The 20111-nt window shown below is 42.4% G+C and carries 18 protein-coding genes; 9 read left to right on the forward strand and 9 right to left on the reverse strand.

Annotated elements, in window-relative coordinates; translation table 11 throughout:
- Position 1 precedes the first annotated feature (1 nt).
- The 7 genes from ACYUCY_RS13980 to ACYUCY_RS14010 all read left to right on the forward strand — a co-directional run bounded on the left by ACYUCY_RS13980 (position 2) and on the right by ACYUCY_RS14010 (position 10716).
- Complete coding sequence (locus ACYUCY_RS13980; protein ID WP_460227131.1) at positions 2-646, forward strand: thiol:disulfide interchange protein DsbA/DsbL; 645 nt, start codon at positions 2-4, stop codon at positions 644-646.
- A gap of 124 nt (positions 647-770) precedes the next feature.
- Positions 771-2486 carry a GGDEF domain-containing protein gene (locus ACYUCY_RS13985; protein WP_460227132.1) on the forward strand — a complete coding sequence of 572 codons (1716 nt, stop codon included), beginning with the start codon at positions 771-773 and terminating at the stop codon, positions 2484-2486.
- A gap of 281 nt (positions 2487-2767) precedes the next feature.
- Positions 2768-3469, forward strand: coding sequence for an OmpW/AlkL family protein (locus ACYUCY_RS13990; RefSeq protein WP_460227133.1), 702 nt, complete (start codon positions 2768-2770; stop codon positions 3467-3469).
- 576 nt (positions 3470-4045) lie between these two features.
- Positions 4046-6169, forward strand: a complete 2124-nt coding sequence (locus ACYUCY_RS13995) for a type I secretion system permease/ATPase (protein ID WP_460227134.1) — start codon at positions 4046-4048, stop codon at positions 6167-6169.
- A gap of 2 nt (positions 6170-6171) precedes the next feature.
- Positions 6172-7665: an HlyD family type I secretion periplasmic adaptor subunit gene (locus tag ACYUCY_RS14000; RefSeq protein ID WP_460227135.1), complete on the forward strand. Its 1494-nt coding sequence runs from the start codon at positions 6172-6174 to the stop codon at positions 7663-7665.
- A gap of 127 nt (positions 7666-7792) precedes the next feature.
- Positions 7793-8425 carry a response regulator transcription factor gene (locus ACYUCY_RS14005; RefSeq protein WP_460227136.1) on the forward strand — a complete coding sequence of 211 codons (633 nt, stop codon included), beginning with the start codon at positions 7793-7795 and terminating at the stop codon, positions 8423-8425.
- A gap of 95 nt (positions 8426-8520) precedes the next feature.
- Positions 8521-10716: a retention module-containing protein gene (locus ACYUCY_RS14010; protein ID WP_460227137.1), complete on the forward strand. Its 2196-nt coding sequence runs from the start codon at positions 8521-8523 to the stop codon at positions 10714-10716.
- 448 nt (positions 10717-11164) lie between these two features.
- On the opposite strand, the gene ACYUCY_RS14015 is transcribed toward ACYUCY_RS14010, so the two are convergent.
- From ACYUCY_RS14015 to ACYUCY_RS14055, 9 genes are all read right to left on the reverse strand, one after another.
- Complete coding sequence (locus tag ACYUCY_RS14015) at positions 11165-11563, reverse strand: hypothetical protein (protein ID WP_460227138.1); 399 nt, start codon at positions 11561-11563, stop codon at positions 11165-11167.
- 100 nt (positions 11564-11663) lie between these two features.
- Positions 11664-12152, reverse strand: coding sequence for a hypothetical protein (locus ACYUCY_RS14020; protein ID WP_460227139.1), 489 nt, complete (start codon positions 12150-12152; stop codon positions 11664-11666).
- 98 nt (positions 12153-12250) lie between these two features.
- The gene (locus tag ACYUCY_RS14025; protein ID WP_460227140.1) at positions 12251-12841 is read right to left on the reverse strand and encodes a hypothetical protein; all 591 of its coding nucleotides are present in this window, start codon (positions 12839-12841) and stop codon (positions 12251-12253) included.
- Positions 12842-13363: 522 nt separating this feature from the next.
- Entirely contained in the window at positions 13364-13735 is a 372-nt protein-coding gene (locus ACYUCY_RS14030; protein ID WP_460227141.1) for a hypothetical protein, read from the reverse strand.
- Positions 13736-13838: 103 nt separating this feature from the next.
- Positions 13839-14216, reverse strand: a complete 378-nt coding sequence (locus ACYUCY_RS14035) for a hypothetical protein (RefSeq protein WP_460227142.1) — start codon at positions 14214-14216, stop codon at positions 13839-13841.
- Positions 14217-14311: 95 nt separating this feature from the next.
- Positions 14312-14644 (reverse strand): hypothetical protein, encoded by a 333-nt coding sequence (locus ACYUCY_RS14040; protein WP_460227143.1) that lies wholly within the window; start codon positions 14642-14644, stop codon positions 14312-14314.
- Positions 14645-14752: 108 nt separating this feature from the next.
- Complete coding sequence (locus tag ACYUCY_RS14045) at positions 14753-15145, reverse strand: hypothetical protein (RefSeq protein ID WP_460227144.1); 393 nt, start codon at positions 15143-15145, stop codon at positions 14753-14755.
- Positions 15146-15224: 79 nt separating this feature from the next.
- Complete coding sequence (locus ACYUCY_RS14050) at positions 15225-15617, reverse strand: hypothetical protein (RefSeq protein WP_460227145.1); 393 nt, start codon at positions 15615-15617, stop codon at positions 15225-15227.
- Between the two features lie 287 nt (positions 15618-15904).
- The gene (locus ACYUCY_RS14055; protein ID WP_460227146.1) at positions 15905-17044 is read right to left on the reverse strand and encodes a DUF6607 family protein; all 1140 of its coding nucleotides are present in this window, start codon (positions 17042-17044) and stop codon (positions 15905-15907) included.
- A gap of 262 nt (positions 17045-17306) precedes the next feature.
- On the opposite strand from ACYUCY_RS14055, the gene ACYUCY_RS14060 reads away from it, so the two are divergent.
- The gene (locus ACYUCY_RS14060) at positions 17307-18671 is read left to right on the forward strand and encodes a sigma-54-dependent transcriptional regulator (RefSeq protein WP_460227147.1); all 1365 of its coding nucleotides are present in this window, start codon (positions 17307-17309) and stop codon (positions 18669-18671) included.
- Entirely contained in the window at positions 18583-20022 is a 1440-nt protein-coding gene (locus tag ACYUCY_RS14065; protein WP_460227148.1) for a sensor histidine kinase, read from the forward strand. Before ACYUCY_RS14060 ends, ACYUCY_RS14065 begins: the two co-directional genes overlap by 89 nt.
- Positions 20023-20111: the final 89 nt, after the last annotated feature.

A 20111-nucleotide genomic window follows, 5' to 3' on the forward strand; every position in this document is an offset into this window, starting at 1 on the left:
CATGAGAAAAATATTTCAACAATGTGTAATCGCTATAGCCTTGTCGGTACTTACATTTACAAGCTTTGCGGCCGGGCCGTATGTTGAAGGCACAGATTATATTGTTTTTGAAAATCCTGTGCGCACAACTAACCCGAAAAAAATAGAAGTCGCCGAACCTTTCGCCTACGACTGTCCTGCCTGTTATGCCTTAAGCGGTGTGATTGAGCCTTGGAAGAAAAACCTTCCTGAAGATGTAGTATTTGTTGATCTCCCAGTAGGGTTTAAAAATCCAAATAAAATAAATCTCGCTCGTGCTTATTACACCGCAAAAGCTTTGGGCAAGCTTGATGAACTTCATCCACAAATCTTCAATACGATACATGTTCAAAGAAAGCCTCTATTTAATGAAAAGCAAATTGGTGATCTTTTCGTTCTAAATGGTGTTGATAAAGAGGTGTTTACTAAAACCTTTAACTCGCCAGGGATCCAGAATTTCATCGCCCAGTCGGATGTTCGCATTGGTAAATATCTAGTTGAAGGAACGCCCGAGATTATTATTGGTGGCCAATATAAGATTCATTACATGGGCAATGATTTGCCTCGAATGTTAGAAGTCGCTGATTATCTTATTGAAAAGATCAGATCGGAACGCAGCGGCGAATAACCCTAAGGCGGCCTACTAAGAACCGTTAAAAAGCGCCTATTTGGCGCTTTTTTCGTTTCAGGGCTATCTTCCGAACACTGTCTATACTTACCTATAAAACAGGGTATCCAAAGATGGTTTGCAAATGGAAGAAGAGAAAAGGCTGGAGTGGCGAGAGAAATACCTCGATTTAGTCGATCGTCAAGAAATCCAAGAAAGACAACATCAGCAAGATCAGGAGCAGCTCCGACGCGCATTACTGCGTGTGAGTTTGGTTGCCGACGGGATGGATTCTGAACTTGATCTGGTATTGGCGGCCTTACGCGACCACTTAAAAGCATCCGTTCAGAAACCCCTTAAGAATCGCTTGGTCGTTGTCGAAGAAGCCCTACTTGCTTTTGAAAAACGTAAAGCGCACAACGACGAACGCCTGTTTAAATCAGTAGAAGAAATCTGCCTCACTATTCAGAAATTAGATGTCCCTCGTGATGTGAATGCGCGACTCAAAAAGTTACTGCGTGGTTTGAAATCGCGTTTAGAAAAACAAGATCAACATGCTGCGATCTTCGAAGAAATATCCGCTTTGCTAGAGATCGCTTTGAGTAAACCAGATGAGCCTCGTAAAAGTTTTTTGACCAAGCTTCTAGGTGGGAAAGATTCGAAGATAGAAGAGCAAAAACAAAGCGAAATACTCGTTACGAAATCAAGTAATGAGTCTTCGGTACAAACCCCATTAGATTCAAACTCAACAGCAGGCGCTAAGCAAGAATTTATAGAGCTGCAATCGGAAGTGGCAACAAACAATTTCCAGATCGACCAGCAATTATTGGCCGTAAAAGTAAGCGAGGTATTAAAACGTCTACTAGATGATATTGAGCCCGCCAGCTGTGTTGAAGAAAAAATTAATAATGCTCGTTCACGCATTAAAAGAGGCTTAAATTGGCGCGATCTAGTGCCGACCTTGGAAGACATTCGAGATCTATTTATGCAGTCGCACTTAGCGGCTAATGATGAGTTTGGAAAATACCTTTTGCAAATTAACCAACAATTACTCGAAATTCAAAATATTGCCGGTACCGCGGCTGTTACATTGTCTGAAGAACAAAAGTCTCAAGAGAGTTTTCAAAAGGAAATTGACAGTGAATTAACAGCGTTGTCTGTACATGTCGATCGTGCAACGGAGCTCGAAGCATTAAAATCGTCGGTGAATGATCAGATACTCAAAATACGAAAAGTCGTTGTTACTCCTCCGGTTTCACAAGAGCCGGGTCAGACTTCTTTATCGGAACAAATAAAAGTGCTCCTTGAACATGCGACCTTACTTGAAAAAGATGCGCAGAAAACTCGCGAAAATTTAGTCGAGCAAAAACAAAAAGCACAAACAGACGCCTTAACTGGGCTGCCAAATCGTGAAGCTTATAACGAGCGTTCTCATCACGAATATACTCGTTGGCTTCGATATAAAAACCCATTAAGTATGGCTATTGTAGATATTGACCATTTCAAAAAGATTAACGACAACTTTGGCCATCAAGCAGGCGACAAAGTACTTCAATTGGTCAGCAAGGCGCTGCAACTACGCCTTAGAGAGGTCGATTTTATTACCCGTTACGGCGGTGAAGAATTCGTGATTCTGTTGGTGGAAACCGCTAAGCAGGATGCGATTATGGTCATGAATCAGGTCCGGGAAGCGATTGAAAAAACACCTTTTCATTTTAAAAATAATCCTGTGTCTATCACCGTATCGGTAGGCATCAGCGAATTTATCGACAACGATAATATTGATTTGGTTTTTGATCGTGCAGATCAAGCAATGTATGAGGCGAAAAACAATGGCCGAAATCAATGCATGATTAAATAATTTCAAAATTTTATTTAAATTGCAGTGTGTTGAACTCGGTAAAAATCCGTTGCCCTTTCCTTTTTCAGCCCCAAATAGTTAGGTCCAATGATCTAAATTATGCGGCTCTTCTTTTTATTTGAGAACTCTTAAGTCGATCTAAAACCCAAAAAAACACCTCGAACTTCCAAAAAATAAAATTAATTCCTTAAACAACATCGATTGATTCAAATCATTAATTTTTTTGTCCGTATAGATAAAATGGGCTAATTAGATTGTCAAAAACGGGGTAGGAAAAAGTAATGGTTAATAAGATTTTGAAAACATCCGTAGCAGCTTTAAGTTTAATTATTTCTATTAGTTCAGCTAATGTCGTTGCTCATGAAAAAGGTGACCTGATCGTGCGCGCTGGCATAGCCAAAGCCGATCCAGACTCTAGCAGCAACAATCTTTTCGTCCAACAAATAGGCTCTATTCCAAATACGAATGTTACTGTGGATGCAAATACCCAATTAGGTCTTACCTTGACTTATATGTTAACAAATCATCTCGGCCTTGAATTGCTGGCATCTTCGCCGTTTAAACATACTGCAACACTACAGGGCGGATCTGCCCTCGCACTGCCCAATTCACTAGATGTTGCTGATGTAAAACATCTGCCACCGACGCTCAGCTTGCAATATTTTCCTTTAGCATCGGCCAACAGATTTCAACCTTACATTGGTGTCGGAATTAACTATACGATTTTTTTTAGTGAGGAATTAAATTCTCAAACCGAAGCCGCACTTGGTTCTGGCAGTGTGAAGCTGGACAACTCTCTCGGTTTAGCATTTGAAATTGGCGCAGACTTTCAATTGAGTGACTCTTTAAGTTTGAATATGTCGGTTTGGAAGGCGGATATTGATACGACGGCTAAAATTGATTTAGATGTTGGACTCAATTTGGAGGCGGATATCGATATTGACCCCATGGTGTACATGATTGGCCTGGGCCTCAAACTCTGATTGATGACACATGTAAAAACCTAAATGCGACGCTGTGAGACACGTATTTATAAGGGTTTTGCAGGTAGCGGCGAGAATGCCTGTTTTCGCCTATAGCCTTATAGGAGCAAGATTAAAGGTCGTAGGCTATGCGCGGATGCGAGCGGTGGTGTCTGCAATAATCGGCAGTCCGTCGCTATTCTGTTTGGAATTCGTTTTTTAATCACTTCTTCCTGGCGCTCAAAAAGTAGCCATTCTAGAGCGTGTTCAGCATCTTTATGCTGGCTGCTTTCCTAGTTTTAGTTAAATGGTTTGAATATACGACGAGTCCACTGGTATTCGCTGTTGAGGTAACTATCCTAGTTGTGAGTTACTTGCAGGCGATATCTCAGAAATCACTTCAACTTAGATTCACTTAGAGAACATAAAAGCACTTATACTTCGCACTAGGTTATAAGAGCGACAAGGTTAATTTCTTTGTGATGAATTTCTGTACAGGCTGCAAGGTTAAAGCCCCCTCGAGCAAGCGCCGACTACACTGGGTAGTAATTACCTTAATTACCGTGAAGCGCCAGCAAAATTAAATAGAGTTGAAAAATGGAAATTGCCGAGTTAGACCCACTTGTCGAGAGCCTGCTTTATCTTGGCAAACATCATGGCATACCCACCACTCGAGAAGCGCTGATCGCCGGCTTGCCTCTGCAAGATAATCGCCTCACGCCGTCTTTGTTTATCCGCGCTGCCAGCCGTGTCGGCTTATCCTCAAAAATAATGCGTAAGCCCTTGCATAAATTGCATCGCGCTTTAACTCCCGCAATTCTGTTACTCAATGATGAGCAAGTCTGCATAATTGTTGGTTGGGCTGATGATAGCCACAATGTAAAAGTTGTGTATCCAGAATTGAGTGAGTCGGTGGTTGAGGAACCATTCGAAGAATTTCAACAACGCTATACTGGTGTCTGTATTTTAGCGCGACCGAAGTTTCGTTTTGATGCGCGAGCGCCTGCCTTAAGTCATGATCACAGCGAGCATTGGTTTTGGAAAGTATTTAAAGAAAATACTGCATTGTATCGCGATGTACTCATTGCCGCTTTTGTTATCAATATCCTCGCGCTATCGATCCCCTTATTCACCATGAATGTTTACGATCGTGTTGTTCCAAATTTTGCAGTAGAAACTTTATGGATGATGAGCATTGGTGTCGCGATCATTTTAATTGTAGATGCCGTGTTGCGAACTATGCGCGGCTATTTTTTGGATTTAGCTAGCAAGCGCATCGACATAAAACTATCCGCGATAATTATGGAACGTGTGCTGGGTTTGCGAATGGAAGCGCGTCCAGCATCGGTAGGTTCCTTTGCAGCAAATCTTCGATCGTTTGAAACAGTGAGAGATTTTGTTACGTCCGCCAGCATGGCAATAATTATTGATCTTCCCTTTGTTTTTGTTTTTCTAATTGTTATTGGTTGGGTTGCTTTGCCGATGATGCTACCAGTACTGGCGGGGATGGTAATAATCCTTGGCTATGCATTGTTGAGTAACGGAAAAATGCAAGAGCTTACCGAGACCACTTATCGCGCTGGCGCTATGCGGAATGCAACGCTAGTTGAAAGCTTAACTGGGCTTGAAACATTAAAAGCGATGGGCGCAGAAAGTATTATGCAGCGGCGCTGGGAAAAAACCGCAGCTTTTCTTTCGCGAGTGGGAGTGCAATTGCGCGTTTTGTCCTTATCCAATACCAACGTCGCAATGTGGGCACAACAATTAGTAACGGTTTCACTCATAATTACCGGCGTGTATTTGATTGCGGCTGGCGAACTTACCATGGGCGGGCTTATCGCCTGTAGTATGTTGTCATCGCGGGCGATATCCCCTCTCGGTCAAGCATCGGGATTATTGATGCAATATCACAATGCACGTGCTGCGATGAGCTCCCTTGACGATATTATGGAACAGCCGATTGAGCGACCTGCCAACGCGAATTTTTTATCTAGGCAGCACTTTCAAGGCGAAATCGAATTCAAAAATGTCACTTTTAAATATCCGGGCCAAGAAATTGCGGCACTTGAAAATGTGTCTTTCAAAATTAAAGCGGGTGAACATGTAGCGGTACTTGGACGAATTGGTTCCGGAAAAACCACCTTGCAAAAATTAATGATTGGTTTGTACCAACCTACTAGCGGTTCAATTTTAATTGATGGTATTGATTTACGTCAGCTTGACCCCGCCGAACTTCGCCAGCAAGTGGGTTATGTTCCGCAGGACGTATCGCTTTTTTACGGTACTTTGCGCGAAAACCTCGTTTTAGTGCATCCACAAGCTGATGACGCGGCAGTAGTCAGAGCCGCTGACATTGCAAATTTAAATGATTTTGTAAATGCCCATCCTCAAGGCTTTGACATGTTGGTCAGTGAACGCGGTGACTCTTTGTCAGGTGGGCAACGTAAATCTGTTGGTCTTGCTCGCGCAGTAATACACGATCCACCGATTTTACTAATGGATGAGCCTACCGGCTCTATGGACCATTCCACAGAAGCTCATGTCCAGAAAAAGTTAGAATCTTACGCAAAAGGAAAAACCACGATAGTGGTAACTCATCGTACTTCATTGTTAGAAATGGTAGATCGTATTTTGGTTGTTGATAATGCAAAAGTCGTTGCTGATGGTCCGCGGCAAAGTGTTATCGACGCCTTGCGACAAGGCCGTATAGGTAGGGCATAGCAATGACAGAGAAAAATAAAATCGAGGAAGCAAAAGACTTAGCTGAGTCATCAGAAGCGGGGTCTTCAACAGCAGAAAAAGATTTTCAAGAAGTTCAACAGCAACTTGCAAGCATCGCTGTTGAAGCATCTAAACCGCCAGGGTTTATTCGACGTTGCTTAGATACATTATTAGAACGCTGGATGCCAAGTGCTGAACCCGATGTTATCGAGTGGCAAGAAGATGCCGAGCGTGCGATGGTGGATCAGGATCCCGTGCGCACAAAAATTTTGCTGTATGTGATTGTCTTAGGCGTTGTTGGATTAATCGTTTGGTCCGCCTTTGCCGAAATAGACGAAGTGACTCGTGGCGACGGAAAAGTAATTCCTTCGCAACAAATTCAAATAATTCAATCTTTAGATGGTGGAGTCGTTACCGATATTTTAGTAAAAGAAGGCGATATTGTTGAAGCCAATCAATTGTTGTTTAGCCTAGATAAAACCAGATTCGCATCTTCTTTTCGCGAAAAAGAGATAGAGCTATTGGCCTTGCAAGTAAGAGCAAAAAGGCTGCTTGCGATTGCAGAAGGTACGGAATTTGAAATTTCTGAAGAAATAAAACAGCAAATACCTGATGTCGTTTCACAAGAAACAATTTTATATCGATCAAGTTTGGATGCGTTAAATGCAGAAAAAAATATTGCTAGCGAACAGTTAAGTCAACGACAAGAAGAACTTAACGAAGCTATTGCGAAACGAAATCAATTGAGAGAAAGTTTTTCTTTAGCAGATAGAGAATTAAATATGACTAGGCCACTCGTTTCGTCGGGGGCTGTGTCGCAAGTTGAATTGCTGAGATTAGAAAGAGAAGTTAATAACCTACAAGGTGAACAAAAACAAACTGACGCGCAGGTTCAGCGGTTGACGTCTACAATTGCAGAAGCAAGACAAAAAATTCTTGAAGTGGAATTAATTTTCAAAAACTTACGTCGTGAGGAGTTAACTGAAGTCACCACACGTATCAATGGCTTACGCGAATCAAATCTCGGTTTGTCTGATCGAGTGAAACAAACAGAAATTCGAGCACCGGTAAGAGGCACAGTTAAGCAGTTATTCTTTAATACGGTAGGTGGCGTCGTATTACCGGGCAAGGAAGTTTTAGAATTGGTGCCATTGGACGATACCTTACTACTGGAGGCTAGAATTCGTCCGCAAGACATCGCTTTTTTAACGCCAGGGCAAGAAGCAACAGTTAAGTTTACTGCCTATGATTTTGTCGTCTACGGTGGTCTTGAAGCAGTTGTAGAGCATATTGGGGCGGATACTGTAATGGATGAAGATGGCAACCCGTTTTACAGCGTGAGAGTAAGAACGCTTAAATCAAGCCTGGGTGAAGACAAACCAATCATTCCAGGTATGGTTGCAGGCGTAGATATATTAACCGGGAAAAAAACTATCTTGGCTTATTTTATGAAACCGGTATTACGCGCAAAGCAATATGCTTTGTCTGAACGGTAATTTTTAGATACTTGGAATCGCTTGGCAGATATAGTCTCCACCGTTAAGATACACTACGTTGTATTTAGCGACAGTGAGCTGGGAAATTATAGCTGGGACATATAGTTGGGAAGTACAGTTGGGTAAAATGATTAATCATCTCTTTGTAACCGCTACGGGGCAACTGCAGGCTCGATGGCTAGAAGTATTCCCATCCGCGGTAGGCCAAAGTGGCTTTGACGGTTTGTCCTTATCGAAACCCAAAGCAGTAATTTGGATGGAGTGGCCAGCAACACCAAGCGATACTCATTATCGCGAACTCAACTTGGCAGTCCTTTCCGGTTGTCCGGTAGTTGTCCTTAGCCCCAGCCCTTCGGAGCTTCAATGCCAAACTGCTGTGTCTCTTGGAGCGAAAGGGTATTGTCACAGTCATGCCTCGGCTAAACAATTGAAGGAAGTATCCGCTGTCGTTAAAAACGGTGGTTTATGGCTTGGGCCCCAGTTGTTACAAAAACTTATTGCCGGTGCGGCAAGCGCCGGTGTTTCTGAGCAGATCAGCAAAGAACAGCCCGCTAATCCAATCATGAAATTGCTTACCGAGCGCGAAAGAAAAGTCGGAATGGCGGTTGCTGCAGGTAAAACCAACCGAGAAATCGCTGAGCAATTTCATATCTCCGAACGTACCGTTAAGTCCCACCTCACCACTATCTTCAATAAAACCAGCACTCGTGACCGAGTTCATCTCGCGTTATTACTGAATAACGTACAAGTCGACCATTAATCTAAGAAAAAAGACTGAAAACCTGCCCAATAGTACGATGTCAGAATACCTTATCTAAGTAAAAATCATTAGATAAATTGACTGAGGAAGTACCAATGGCTGATCTAACCCCCATAGCAACAGTAGTCGCCGTAAACGGCAAAGCATTCGCGCGCAATTCTGAAGGTGAAATACGCGAGCTGAAGGCCGGTGACATACTGTTTGAAGGCGACACAATTCTTACCGAAGCCGGTAATAGCGTTGAGTTGTCAACTACTGATGGGGATGCGATTGCCATTGCTAATGGCGAAGAAATGACGATGTCTGCGGAAATGATCAGCCAATCTGCCGCGACTCGCCAAGATAGTGAAGTCGCTCAGGCAACCATTGATAATATTCTGCAAGCCATCGAAAGTGGCAACGACATTAGTGAGGTCATTGATCCAACCGCTGCGGGTTTAGGTGGTGGTGATACGGCAGAAGGCCATACTTTTCTGCGCGTAATGAGAATTCTTGAAGGTCTGGAGAATGGCGCTATCGATCTTAATACGCCGAATTTAGATCGTGTAGAAGAGCTAGATTTTGAAGGTGCAACGGGCGGTGTTGTTTCCGACGAAGACGCGCCAAATGCAGCTATGAACCCTTTAATTACTGTCGATAATACCCCTCAGTTGGTAGGCACGACTAATGATCCCGATGCAACTATTACCTTGCTTATCGCGGGTCAAGAGTATCAAGCCGTAAACAATGGAGATGGGACTTGGCAGTTAGATGACAACATTCTATCTACCTTGATAGATGGTGATACGCCTGTCGAAATAATCGCGAGAGACCCAAGTGGTAACGAATCGCGCCAGCCAAGTTTAATTACAGTTGATACGACTGGTCCCACTCCGCCTACTGTTAATCCGCTTACTAGCACTACTGGTACTCCAACTCTCACCGGAACTTGGGATGAAGCAGATTCCGGTACCTTAGAAGTCACTGTAAATGGCGTGCTTTACACTTTGGGCGATGGAAACTTAACAAGTGATGGATCGGGTAACTGGAGCTTACTCATCCCAGGCCCGAACAGCCTAACAACAGGTAATTATGAAGTAAGTGCAGTTAGCACTGATCCATTGGGAAATCCAAGCGTTGATGTAAGTGCGAACGAGTTGACTGTTTCGTTAAATACACCACCGCAGCTTGGCCAAGACAACACTATCAATGTAAATGAAAACCAAACTAACGTTGGTGTTTTTAGCGCGTCTGATCCAGAAAGCGACAATATCACTTACACAATAAGCGGTACTGATGCAGCGCTATTCACAATTAATCCCAGCACTGGTTCATTATCGTTTATTAACCCGCCAGATTTTGAAACAGATCCAGGCCCATTTAATGTCACCGTTATAGCAACTGATGATGGCACGGGAAATCTTAGCGACACTCAAAACCTTACTATTAATGTTCTTGATGTAAATGAAAATTTAAATAACGCACCGGTTGCGAACGACGATGCAATTACGGCAACTGAAGACACGGTGTTCACATCAACAATTGATTTAGATGCAAACGACACCGACCTTGATGGCGATGCGCTTACGGTTGTTGCTGGCACCTTTGCAACGAATGCAGGCGGATCAATCACGATTGCGAGTGATGGCAGTTACACCTATACCCCTGCCTTAAATTACAACGGCGCGGACTTTGTTGATTACACAGTAACGGACGGCACCTTAACGGATGTGGGTCGTTTAAACATTACGGTCACTGCGGTAAACGATAATCCAAACGCAAACGCCGATGCGTATTCAACAAATGAAGACACGACGCTTACTGTAAATCTGCCGAACGATGTATTAGCCAACGACGACGATCTAGACGGTGATTCGCTCACCGTTAACACCACACCGATTACGGATGTCACAAACGGCACACTCACGCTCAACAGTAACGGCACGTTTACTTACGTACCCAATGCAAACTTTAACGGAACAGACTCGTTTGTGTATGAAGCGAGTGATGGTAACGGTGGAACCGCACAAGCGACCGTCACGATTACCGTCAATGCCGTGAACGACACGCCGACCGTTGTTGATGATGCGTATGCAACCAATGAAGACACGACGTTAACAATTAATTTACCGAACGATGTTCTTGCCAACGATTCAGATATTGATGGCGATACGCTTACCGTTAATACAACGCCTGTAACGGATGTGGCGAACGGCACATTAACACTCAACGCCGATGGCACATTCACTTACGTACCGAACGCGAACTTTAATGGCACGGATTCATTTGTACGCGATGTGCGGATTTTATAAGTGGAGGCGAAGCCGGAGCTTATAAAAGTCCGTACAATTGCCTTGTTATGAGATTTTTTTATCATTTTTGTTTGATGCCTAACGTTAATGACGCACTATTAATTATTTTACTTTTTTAGCATTGCGGTTTAGCCCGTAAAAATACTAAACCTTATATTATTTTTTTAACTTGAGAGCATAGTGACTTAGCTAATAAAAAACACCGTGCTTTACATATAGTCTTTACCTTTTAACGAACTTAGTTTGTGCGCTACCTCTTTTCGGTGGCACTGTGCACTAACAAAACCACTGCGAACTTTTACCGATTTTATTTTTTTACACTATATTTTAATTTGTTTTGGCCTCATAACGCCAAGGTAAGGGGCGTGCGGAGCAACGCGTAGCACGTCCCGCGCAGGTTGCGCTTTTTGCAACCGAAGTGTACTTGACCGCCTTGTTATGCATATACCTATTTGAGTCCCATATCTGTTTCTAGCGCCACCCTCATAGGTACAAATGTGGCGTAACTATCAATTAAAAGCTCGTTATCAGCTGTGAGTTTTGCAAATACATACCAAGCGCTTGCTTCGCCGACAAACGACCTAGAGCAGCTTGAATTCCGATGATTTTTAACCTGAACAGTTTTACCGAACTCATAAAAACCTTTAAATGCTTTGATAATTGTAAATTCAGCAGTTTGGTCAAATTTATTGTGTTCTGTAGTTGATTCTAACTTTGCTAAAAATACGACGTCTGCTTTTTCCATAAAAACTTCGTAATTTCTTGCAACTCTGTACCAAGGATCAATTGGGCAAGCAATTGTTCCTGTACAAAAGAAAATTAATGTGACTGAGATAAGCTTTCTCATAAACATGCATAACGCCCCGCACAGGGGCAGACAAATAAGCGCAGCGTTTTGGCTGTCCCAGCGACCAACGGGAGCGATTGCTGCGGCTTGTTATACGTTTTCATGATTTCGAGATCATACTCAAGGCCCGATTTCTCTCTTCGCTAGCGGCCTCAGAACCTATGAAGGTATTGCTTATAAATGCTGATACAGCTGGGCCAGAATGAATTTTTTTAATTCGCTCTTTTGCAGCATATACAGGCTTTATACGGGCATAGACATCTTCCCACCAATCCCTGCCGTACTTCTTTATAAGGCTGTCTTTGACCTTATACATTCTCTTTTTACTTTCAGAACTTTCATCAGCCCCTAAGAGGCTTGCCCATATCATCTTCTTTTGTACATCGCTAGGCTGCCAATTTTGTGCTTTTAGCTGATCAATGACATCTGGATGTAGAAATAGCTTTTGAGTAGAAATCATTCTTTGAACCCACAAAGGTTGGGCCACGTTGTAGGCGGAAGCCACATCAGATTTGGAATAACCCTGAACATGATTTTTCCAGGTTTCCAATTCGTCAATATTACTTAGAATCTTTGCTAGTTCGTCCATGGTGCGATTACGTATAACGCCCGGCTTTGGGGCAACAATGAAGCGCAGCGTAATTGTTGTCCCGGCCGCGCTTTTCAGCGGCCAATAACAGCCGCTTGTTAGGTGATGAATTTAATTTTAATGCTTTCACCAAGGAATATAGCCTGCTCGAAATGTTTTGCTCCATTTTCTTGGTTTTTTATACGCTCTAGTTCATTGGAAGATAGCGAAACTCTTAATTTTTCGGGTTTTCGAGATTGCCACATTGCAATGCAGTGATACGACCAATCTGTTTTACTGGTTCGGATACGCACCACTTCACCATCTGGTTTTTCAATTGCAAAGTTGAAGCAGTCTCGAACTTTTGGTAATTTTACTAAACTATCAAAAATCTCCTCCAGGCTTTCATCTTCTTTCAGTTGATCTTTCTCACCAGGGAAAAGCTCATCAATAGTTTGGCCTTTAGAATCATTTGGTGAAGATTGTACAAACCGAATTTCTAGTGAGTCACTAGGCAACACATCCAAACTATTGATCCAAATAAGGTGGCAGTCCTTATCATCTTGCCCGTAAATACCGCCAGTAAATTCAAGATTTGAAAATTCCTCGCCCGATACATCTCCATGAAGATTTACTGTCAGAATATTAAAATCGCCCGAATTAACTGAAGCTAATTCTTTTCCATTCCTCAAAACTATAATTCCTGGCATGATCTAAATTCACCTAACGCCGCTAGCAACCGCGAACGGAGCATCGCGGAGTGAGTCGAGGCAGCGCGTTTTTTGCGCTGCCGGTGTTGGCTAGCCTTGTTATGTGTTTTACCAAAATTGCTTTTAATGTATGCATAATTTCAAGCTACACAGATATTTAGAAATTTAGCTAATACAAAACACGAAATAGCTACAACCGTTGTTAGCAAAAGTACGGCACGCCATTTTGCACCTCTACTATTTAAATATTTTGATGTGACCAATGCAACTACAGGCCAAGCTATTTCTAGGAACAGACCTTTTCCACCACTAGGTAGTTTTTCATTGCGTATTACTCCTCCTAAACTCACGAATATAAGCAAAGTCGAAATAACCAATAGCCAAAAAATTAGCTGCTCGTATGATTGGCTACAGTTGCTAAAATTCAGATTCATTTCTGCTCAGTACACATAACGCTGTGGTTTGGGGCGCGACGCTAGGAGCGTCCCGCCGCGTCTTTTCGCGGCAAACAACACCACTTTGTTAAGTTTCTTTAGTAAAAATAATATTTTCATGGTTATCGATGAGCTTCACTGGCCGAGTTCCGTCTTTAACAATTTCTAGGCGATTGTTATAAAAAACGATAACGTTCTCAGGGCCAAAACACCCGCTACCCCACATAAAAACCGAATTGGATTCAACTTTCCACTGATAGAGAAGCACGAACTCTTGACCATCCAAATATTTTTTATTTGTTACGTTAAGATCTCCACCAATATCGTATTTAACAATTGTCCCATCTTGACCGGTCCCTACCCACACACCAATCAAATCACGGTGCCCAATTGTTTTCAAATAGGTGCAACCCTGCAACGCAATGATTAAAAGAACTATTACAATTTTGTATGATTTCATGTTTCGTGTGTAAACTTAACGCCGCCATAAAGGGCGCGACGCTAGGAGCGTCCTAGGCCGCGTGCTTTTTCGCGGCCTATCTTTGATGGCTTTGTTAGGATTTTTATTCACTTTGTTCCTTGCAAAATTTGAAAACACTGGTACAGCCATAAATATTGAACGCAAGCATAGCCAAACAAAAGAACAAATAATTTCCTGGGCTTCCGTTAAATAGTAAAACCACATACTCAACACAAAAATAAATTATAGAAGCAATAGCCAGAGCGCGATTCAACCGAAAATAACCCACAGCAAAAGCCACCATAAAAACTGTATTGACAGCCAATAGAACAATATAGACTCCGATAAAAATTGGAATAAATATATTGATGATACAAGCTATCATCGCGACACGCGTTCCCATTTTTACTTCTTGGGAAATTATAATCCTTCTCTTTTGCTGAGAGATCGAAGACTCTGGAGTTTGATACGGATTTGTCATTCTTTCAATCCTAACGTCGCGGTTTGGGGCTGACATGAAGCGCCAGCGGAATGGCAGTCCCAGCCGAAGGCGACAACACCGCCTTGTTATGAGTTTTACTTTTTACCGCCATCGATTACACCTTGTAGCCAATGCAATGGATCTTTGGGATCTTTATCTGGCTTATTTAGACCTATGATTGGGGTATCGATATTTCCCTTCAGAAGTTCGCTAACATTAAGCAAATGATGCTTGGAAATTTCACTTGATTTTACAGCGTCTGAGGTAGCGATATTTACCATTGTATTCGCCAGCGCTTCAGCATGCTCTGGCGCCATTTGAGAAATCTGAATTGCAAATAACTGCTGAGCCACTTGCGTTGCCCTAATTTCATCATTCAATGCCGAAATTGCTTTGGCTACCAGTTCAACAAACTCTTCATACTCCATGTTCCGTTGATTCTCCTTTACTCATAACGCCCCAAGCAGCAGAAAAGTGGGCGCTTTAATGGCCTGCTTTTCAAGGCCATTGCCCACATTTTCTGCTGGCTTGGTTTGTTATGTGTTGATTTCAATCTCTGCGACCGATTCTTTAAGTAAATTAAGTGCCGATTGATTATTGGTTAATCCTATTAAAGCGTGCAAACAATCTAGCGCCGGCTGGGAATTACACATACATAGAATGCTCGCGACAGCATCTACATAAGGCAAATTGCTTTGCTCATATGTATTTCTTACCCAATTTATTAATTTTTCCTGAGACTGCTCAGGTATATCTCCCGCATAAGACTGATAACCAATTACATCTGAAAATGCCTGAGCAAAATCAGCGGCTGAGCCTTCTGCTCTTTTTTCAATTAATTCAAATACGGTATTAATCCTATCACCTAAGTCCTCGGGACTTGTTGAGATAGGGAGATGATCTAAATCTTTAATAGATTCTACTTGCATACTAAAGACACATAACGCCTAAAGCATGCGAAAACGGAGCAACGCGTAGGTTTTCGCATGGCTTTATTTGTTAAGTGATTTACCATAAATAGCCTTTAGATAGATAAACAAAATGACCAGTAACTAATAGAGGCAATAAAAACAATAAGCTATAAAATGAAAATGTTATAGCGTAGTTGAACAACACTATACCGATACTTAGAACACCACAAAATAAATATATTTTCATGCGCAACTTGCTAGGTGGGGTAGCACCTTCGTTTAATAAAATTCCTGCTAGCCTAAGAATACCCCACGCACCTAGCGTACCTAAAATATAGGCTAACAACATTAGCCAGTATGTGTGCTCCCCATTAATAGCTTCCATGATCATAAATGGACTGGTCAATACCCCGAGAAACAAAAGAACAATTACCGGTCCGAACCCAACTGTGAATTCTACAATTATTGCTTTTTCTCCGATACTTTTCATAAACACTTAACAGTTTTAATCATTTGAAAGGTTCTTATATTTACATGGTGAGTATTTCTACTCAAGCAATCCTTAAGAATTTAAAAAATCTTTTTTAATCAAGAACCTATGTATTTTTTCGGATTTACCGTTCAGTAAATATGAGAAGGTTATCAACATATTTTTAATATGCGGAAAGAGTCAACAAAATATTTTTCTCTATAAATCAACGGGTTGTGGCCATAAAACCGAAATACTCGGAATGTGGCTGCTGATTTTGGCGCTGACCTAGCGTCTATACACTTCCATCATTCCACGTACTTTTCCAAAACTTCACGAATTTCGTCTTTTCCAATCCCTTTGCCAGTTTCACTTTGCTGTATCACTTCATCGGCTTGAATAAAAGTTGCCATAAATAAAGGCGTTCCTTCGTGGGTTCTTTTTAGGGTAAAAGTTTTGTTCTCAGCAATTATTTCATCCCATACTATTTTTACGTCGTGCCAATATTTTTTTGTGGCTTGCCAATATTTATCACCTTCGCTGAAGTCAAAATCTTTTAGGCGCTCATATCGATTAACACCGATTTCTTTTGAGAGGTAGGGATAGTTACCGCTGGGTTTACCATTTTCATCGAGTACGGTTTTATAGTTTTCTTCTTCTTGCACCCAACCGGTTGGTGTAATGGTGTGGCGATTGGTTCCAATGAGAACTTGATAATCTTTGCGCAGTGTTGTTTCGCGGCGAGGTACAGGCCGCCAAGTTTTATCGCTAAGCCAGGTTGAAAAATTATCGTAGTGTTGCCATTTTCCTTTCGCTTCGTAACGCGGTGAGTCATCGACTTGGTAAACCGCTTGTGCCCACGTACCTTTGACTTCTTTGCGGGAATATTTTTTGTGCTTGCGTACTTCGTTACCCGCGTAAACTAAAAGATCTCGTTTTTCGTACTGCCAGTCTTGTCGCCAATGTTTTTGCACGAAGGGCTCAGAAACTTTTCCGTCGGCGTCGACGTATTGCATTACAAGAATATGCTGCAAACTTATGAAATCTTTTTTATCTTCCACGACATAAACATATTCGGTACCCCAACTTTGATAGGGGGGATCCGGCCGATAATTGGGCTTATAACCGACGGTTTCGATAAAATCAAAACTGGCACGGTAACCACCTGCCATGGCGAGGATGGCACGCCGATCCTTTTCGTGATTACTGATACCGCTTTCTTGAACAGCTAACCAGCCAGGGTGAGGAAGCTTATCAAGCACTAAACCCGCACCTGTACTGCTGCCACCTCTTGGCTTGAGTCCGCACTGATCGACGAACTGCCAACTAAATGTGAATTGTCTTAATTGCTCGCAATCTTTTTTTTGTTCTTGCGCATGGCTTGCAAGAGAAAAAACTAGGAATAGGCCCGACAAGGCCAATCGTGAATTCATTAATATTTTTAACATACCGTCCTCTAAGGTGTTTTTCTCTGGAAACTTACAATGGCCTATAGTCGCTCACCGCAATTGAATGTCAAGCCTTCTAAATCTAAACCTTTGTAATGTTGAGGTACTTATTCATACGACGCAGAAGAATAGGATATTAAGTACGGATTGCGCCTACTAATTGCGCGTAGCCCTGGGCGCATTCCTTTGGCACAATAGTGCGATCCTATTATTGCGACGTATATAAAAAGAAATAATAACGACTGAGTAACGAGAATAATTCATGGCTGTTTTAGTTGCAGACGACGATAAAAATATAATTACCGCCCTGAACTTACTGCTTAAGAGCGAAGGTTTGGACGTGTTGGCTTGCCAATCGCCTAAGGAAGCGCTGGCTGCCTTACATAGACAAGCCTTTGAGTTGGCTCTGGTTGACCTTAATTATCATGAGGACACCACCTCGGGCAAAGAAGGTTTGGAACTTATTACGGAGCTAAAAAAAATAAACGAAGACTTGCCTATTATTGCCATGACCGGCTGGGGAACCATCGGCATCGCTGTTGAAGCCATGCAGCGCGGTGCAGTAGATTTTGTTGAAAAGCCCTGGTCTGACAATAATCGTTTGCTAACATCGATTCGCACGCAAATAAAGCTAGGGCAATCTCAACAGCGCGAGAAAAAACTCAGCGCAGAAAACGACTTGCTTCGTGAGCAACACGGCAGCAAGCAAAGCATTATTAGTAAATCCTCAATCATGGCGGATCTACTTGATATTGCTAATCGTGTTGCTGCCAGTGATATTCCTATTTTGATCACCGGTGAAAACGGTACCGGCAAAAGTTTATTGGCAGCTCACATTCACGCGTTATCTGCTTGTGGAGATGGACCTTTTATTGCGGTCAACATGGGCGGGATTTCTGAAACAACCTTTGAAAGCGAAATGTTTGGCCACACCAAGGGCGCTTTTACTGATGCAAAAAGTGACCGTATCGGCCGAGTCGAATTAGCCGATGGTGGCACTTTGTTTATGGATGAAATTGCCAACATGCCATTGGCGCAACAAGCAAAGATCTTGCGCCTATTAGAAGAACATCAATTTGAAAAATTAGGCAGCTCGCAAACCAAACAAGCACAAGTACGATTTATTTCGGCGACGAATGCAGACCTAGATGAATTAATTTCTGAACGCGGTTTTCGACAGGACTTACTGTATCGTTTAAACGGGATTACCTTAAAAATTCCTTCGTTGCGAGATCGTAAAGAAGACATCATTCCACTGGCACACAGTTTTTTAGCCAGGGCTACCGAGCACTACGGTACCAAGGTTAAATGCTTTGCGAAACCCACTGAAAAAAGCTTAATGCAATATCCTTGGCCAGGAAATATTCGCGAATTACAACATGTGATCGAGCGTTCAGTTTTATTGGCACAGCAAGAGGAAATTTTAGAACAAGATTTGCAATTAGCGAATCATACCTCCAGCACCTTAACAATCCCCGATAACATGACCCTCGAGCAAGCTCAGGCTTGGTATATACAACGCATTCTTGATGATCACAATGGCAATGCAAACGAGGCCGCAAAAGCTTTGGATATCAGCCGTTCTGCACTCTATCGTCGCTTGGGCAAGGCAGGCAACGGTGAATAGTTTGCACTCGACTGGCAAAGCACCTTCACACAAAATCTCGACGGACTTACGAATATTTTTATGGGTGCTTGCTAGCGCGATCCCGATGCTCGTCCTATTGTTGTTTATTGTTTTCGATGGGCGCCTATCGACAGCAATGAAAATTTTGATCGCAGGCATCAGTATTGTTTGGGTTTTTATAGTCGCGAGTATTGTTCGTGAAAAAGTTATTCATCATATTCGCACCCTAAGTAATTTAATTGAGGCTATACGCGCAGAAGACTACAGCCTTAAAAGCAGTCGCACTCGGGAGCCTGGGGAACTCGCAGAACTGTACCAGCAAATTAATGCGCTCAATGACAAACTAAAAGAAAGTCGGCAGAGTGAGATGGAGTTACAAAATCTGCTGGAGAAAGTGGTTAATCAGATTAACGTTGCCATTATTGCTTGCGACGCGAATGACTGCATAAGCTTAGTTAACGAGCTAGCAAGTAAATTACTTAAAAGGAAAGCAGAATTTTTATTGGGTGTTGAGTTGGCGGACACCTCTTTAGCAGCGCTACCCTTAGATAAGGATTCGCAACTATTGGACCACTCTTTCCCAGGCGCCGACGGTCGTTGGCAAATAACTCAACAGTATTACCGTCAACACGGTAAACCGGGCCGTATTATTTTTATTACTGACTTGAAACAAGTGCTTAGCGAAGAAGAAACGTCAGCGTGGCAACGCTTGATTCGTGTCATCGGTCATGAGGTCAATAATTCCCTCACACCCATTACCTCAATTTGCCAAACAGTCGATACATTAATACAGCGGCCACCAGAAGATCGAAATGAAGATGATATTCGTGAAGGTTTGGCGGTTATAGCAGAAAGAGCAAAGGGCCTAAAAGAATTTATCTCGGTTTATTCTCGTATTGCGCGTTTACCGGAACCACAAAAAGTTATTTTTTCTGTTGCCACACTGATTAATAAAATTCGGGGTATGTATAAAGATGGCAGAGTGATGTTTCCTGAGAATATCCCCGCTACCGAACTCTTTGGTGACCCCGTTCATATTGAGCAGATCTTGATTAACTTAATTAAGAATGGCATCGAAGCGAATCACGACAGCGAAGAACCTTTGCAGGTTTCAATTGAACTTAACGATGAACATTGCGAGTTCATTATTCTAGACAGCGGTAAGGGAATTAGTAACCCTGCAAATTTGTTTGTGCCTTTTTATACCACCAAACCTCAGGGTGCCGGAATTGGTTTAACACTCTGCCGACAAATCGCTGCTAAACATAATGGCCAAGTAACGCTTGAGAATCGGGACGACAAAAAAGGCGCCGTCGCTAAATTAAAGTTACCACTGCCGCTTGCTCATTAAGATGCAATCACGAACCACTAATTTGGCTCGACTTACTTAGCTCCAATACCAAAGCCCAAGCCTTTTATTCTCGCCACAGACCTTAAAGA

The sequence above is a fragment of the Aurantivibrio infirmus genome (assembly GCF_054767315.1).

Bases quoted from the DNA above. Each gene is read 5' to 3' on its own strand.
- ACYUCY_RS13980 (WP_460227131.1), top strand. From the start codon at position 2: ATGAGAAAAATATTTCAACAATGTGTAATCGCTATAGCCTTGTCGGTA.
- ACYUCY_RS13990 (WP_460227133.1), top strand. From the start codon at position 2,768: ATGGTTAATAAGATTTTGAAAACATCCGTAGCAGCTTTAAGTTTAATT.
- ACYUCY_RS14055 (WP_460227146.1), bottom strand. From the start codon at position 17,044: ATGTTAAAAATATTAATGAATTCACGATTGGCCTTGTCGGGCCTATTC.
- ACYUCY_RS14030 (WP_460227141.1), bottom strand. From the start codon at position 13,735: ATGAAATCATACAAAATTGTAATAGTTCTTTTAATCATTGCGTTGCAG.
- ACYUCY_RS13985 (WP_460227132.1), top strand. From the start codon at position 771: ATGGAAGAAGAGAAAAGGCTGGAGTGGCGAGAGAAATACCTCGATTTA.
- ACYUCY_RS14060 (WP_460227147.1), top strand. From the start codon at position 17,307: ATGGCTGTTTTAGTTGCAGACGACGATAAAAATATAATTACCGCCCTG.
- ACYUCY_RS14035 (WP_460227142.1), bottom strand. From the start codon at position 14,216: ATGACAAATCCGTATCAAACTCCAGAGTCTTCGATCTCTCAGCAAAAG.
- ACYUCY_RS14045 (WP_460227144.1), bottom strand. From the start codon at position 15,145: ATGCAAGTAGAATCTATTAAAGATTTAGATCATCTCCCTATCTCAACA.
- ACYUCY_RS14065 (WP_460227148.1), top strand. From the start codon at position 18,583: ATGGCAATGCAAACGAGGCCGCAAAAGCTTTGGATATCAGCCGTTCTG.
- ACYUCY_RS14000 (WP_460227135.1), top strand. From the start codon at position 6,172: ATGACAGAGAAAAATAAAATCGAGGAAGCAAAAGACTTAGCTGAGTCA.
- ACYUCY_RS14010 (WP_460227137.1), top strand. From the start codon at position 8,521: ATGGCTGATCTAACCCCCATAGCAACAGTAGTCGCCGTAAACGGCAAA.
- ACYUCY_RS14040 (WP_460227143.1), bottom strand. From the start codon at position 14,644: ATGGAGTATGAAGAGTTTGTTGAACTGGTAGCCAAAGCAATTTCGGCA.
- ACYUCY_RS14005 (WP_460227136.1), top strand. From the start codon at position 7,793: ATGATTAATCATCTCTTTGTAACCGCTACGGGGCAACTGCAGGCTCGA.
- ACYUCY_RS14025 (WP_460227140.1), bottom strand. From the start codon at position 12,841: ATGCCAGGAATTATAGTTTTGAGGAATGGAAAAGAATTAGCTTCAGTT.
- ACYUCY_RS14015 (WP_460227138.1), bottom strand. From the start codon at position 11,563: ATGAGAAAGCTTATCTCAGTCACATTAATTTTCTTTTGTACAGGAACA.
- ACYUCY_RS14050 (WP_460227145.1), bottom strand. From the start codon at position 15,617: ATGAAAAGTATCGGAGAAAAAGCAATAATTGTAGAATTCACAGTTGGG.
- ACYUCY_RS13995 (WP_460227134.1), top strand. From the start codon at position 4,046: ATGGAAATTGCCGAGTTAGACCCACTTGTCGAGAGCCTGCTTTATCTT.
- ACYUCY_RS14020 (WP_460227139.1), bottom strand. From the start codon at position 12,152: ATGGACGAACTAGCAAAGATTCTAAGTAATATTGACGAATTGGAAACC.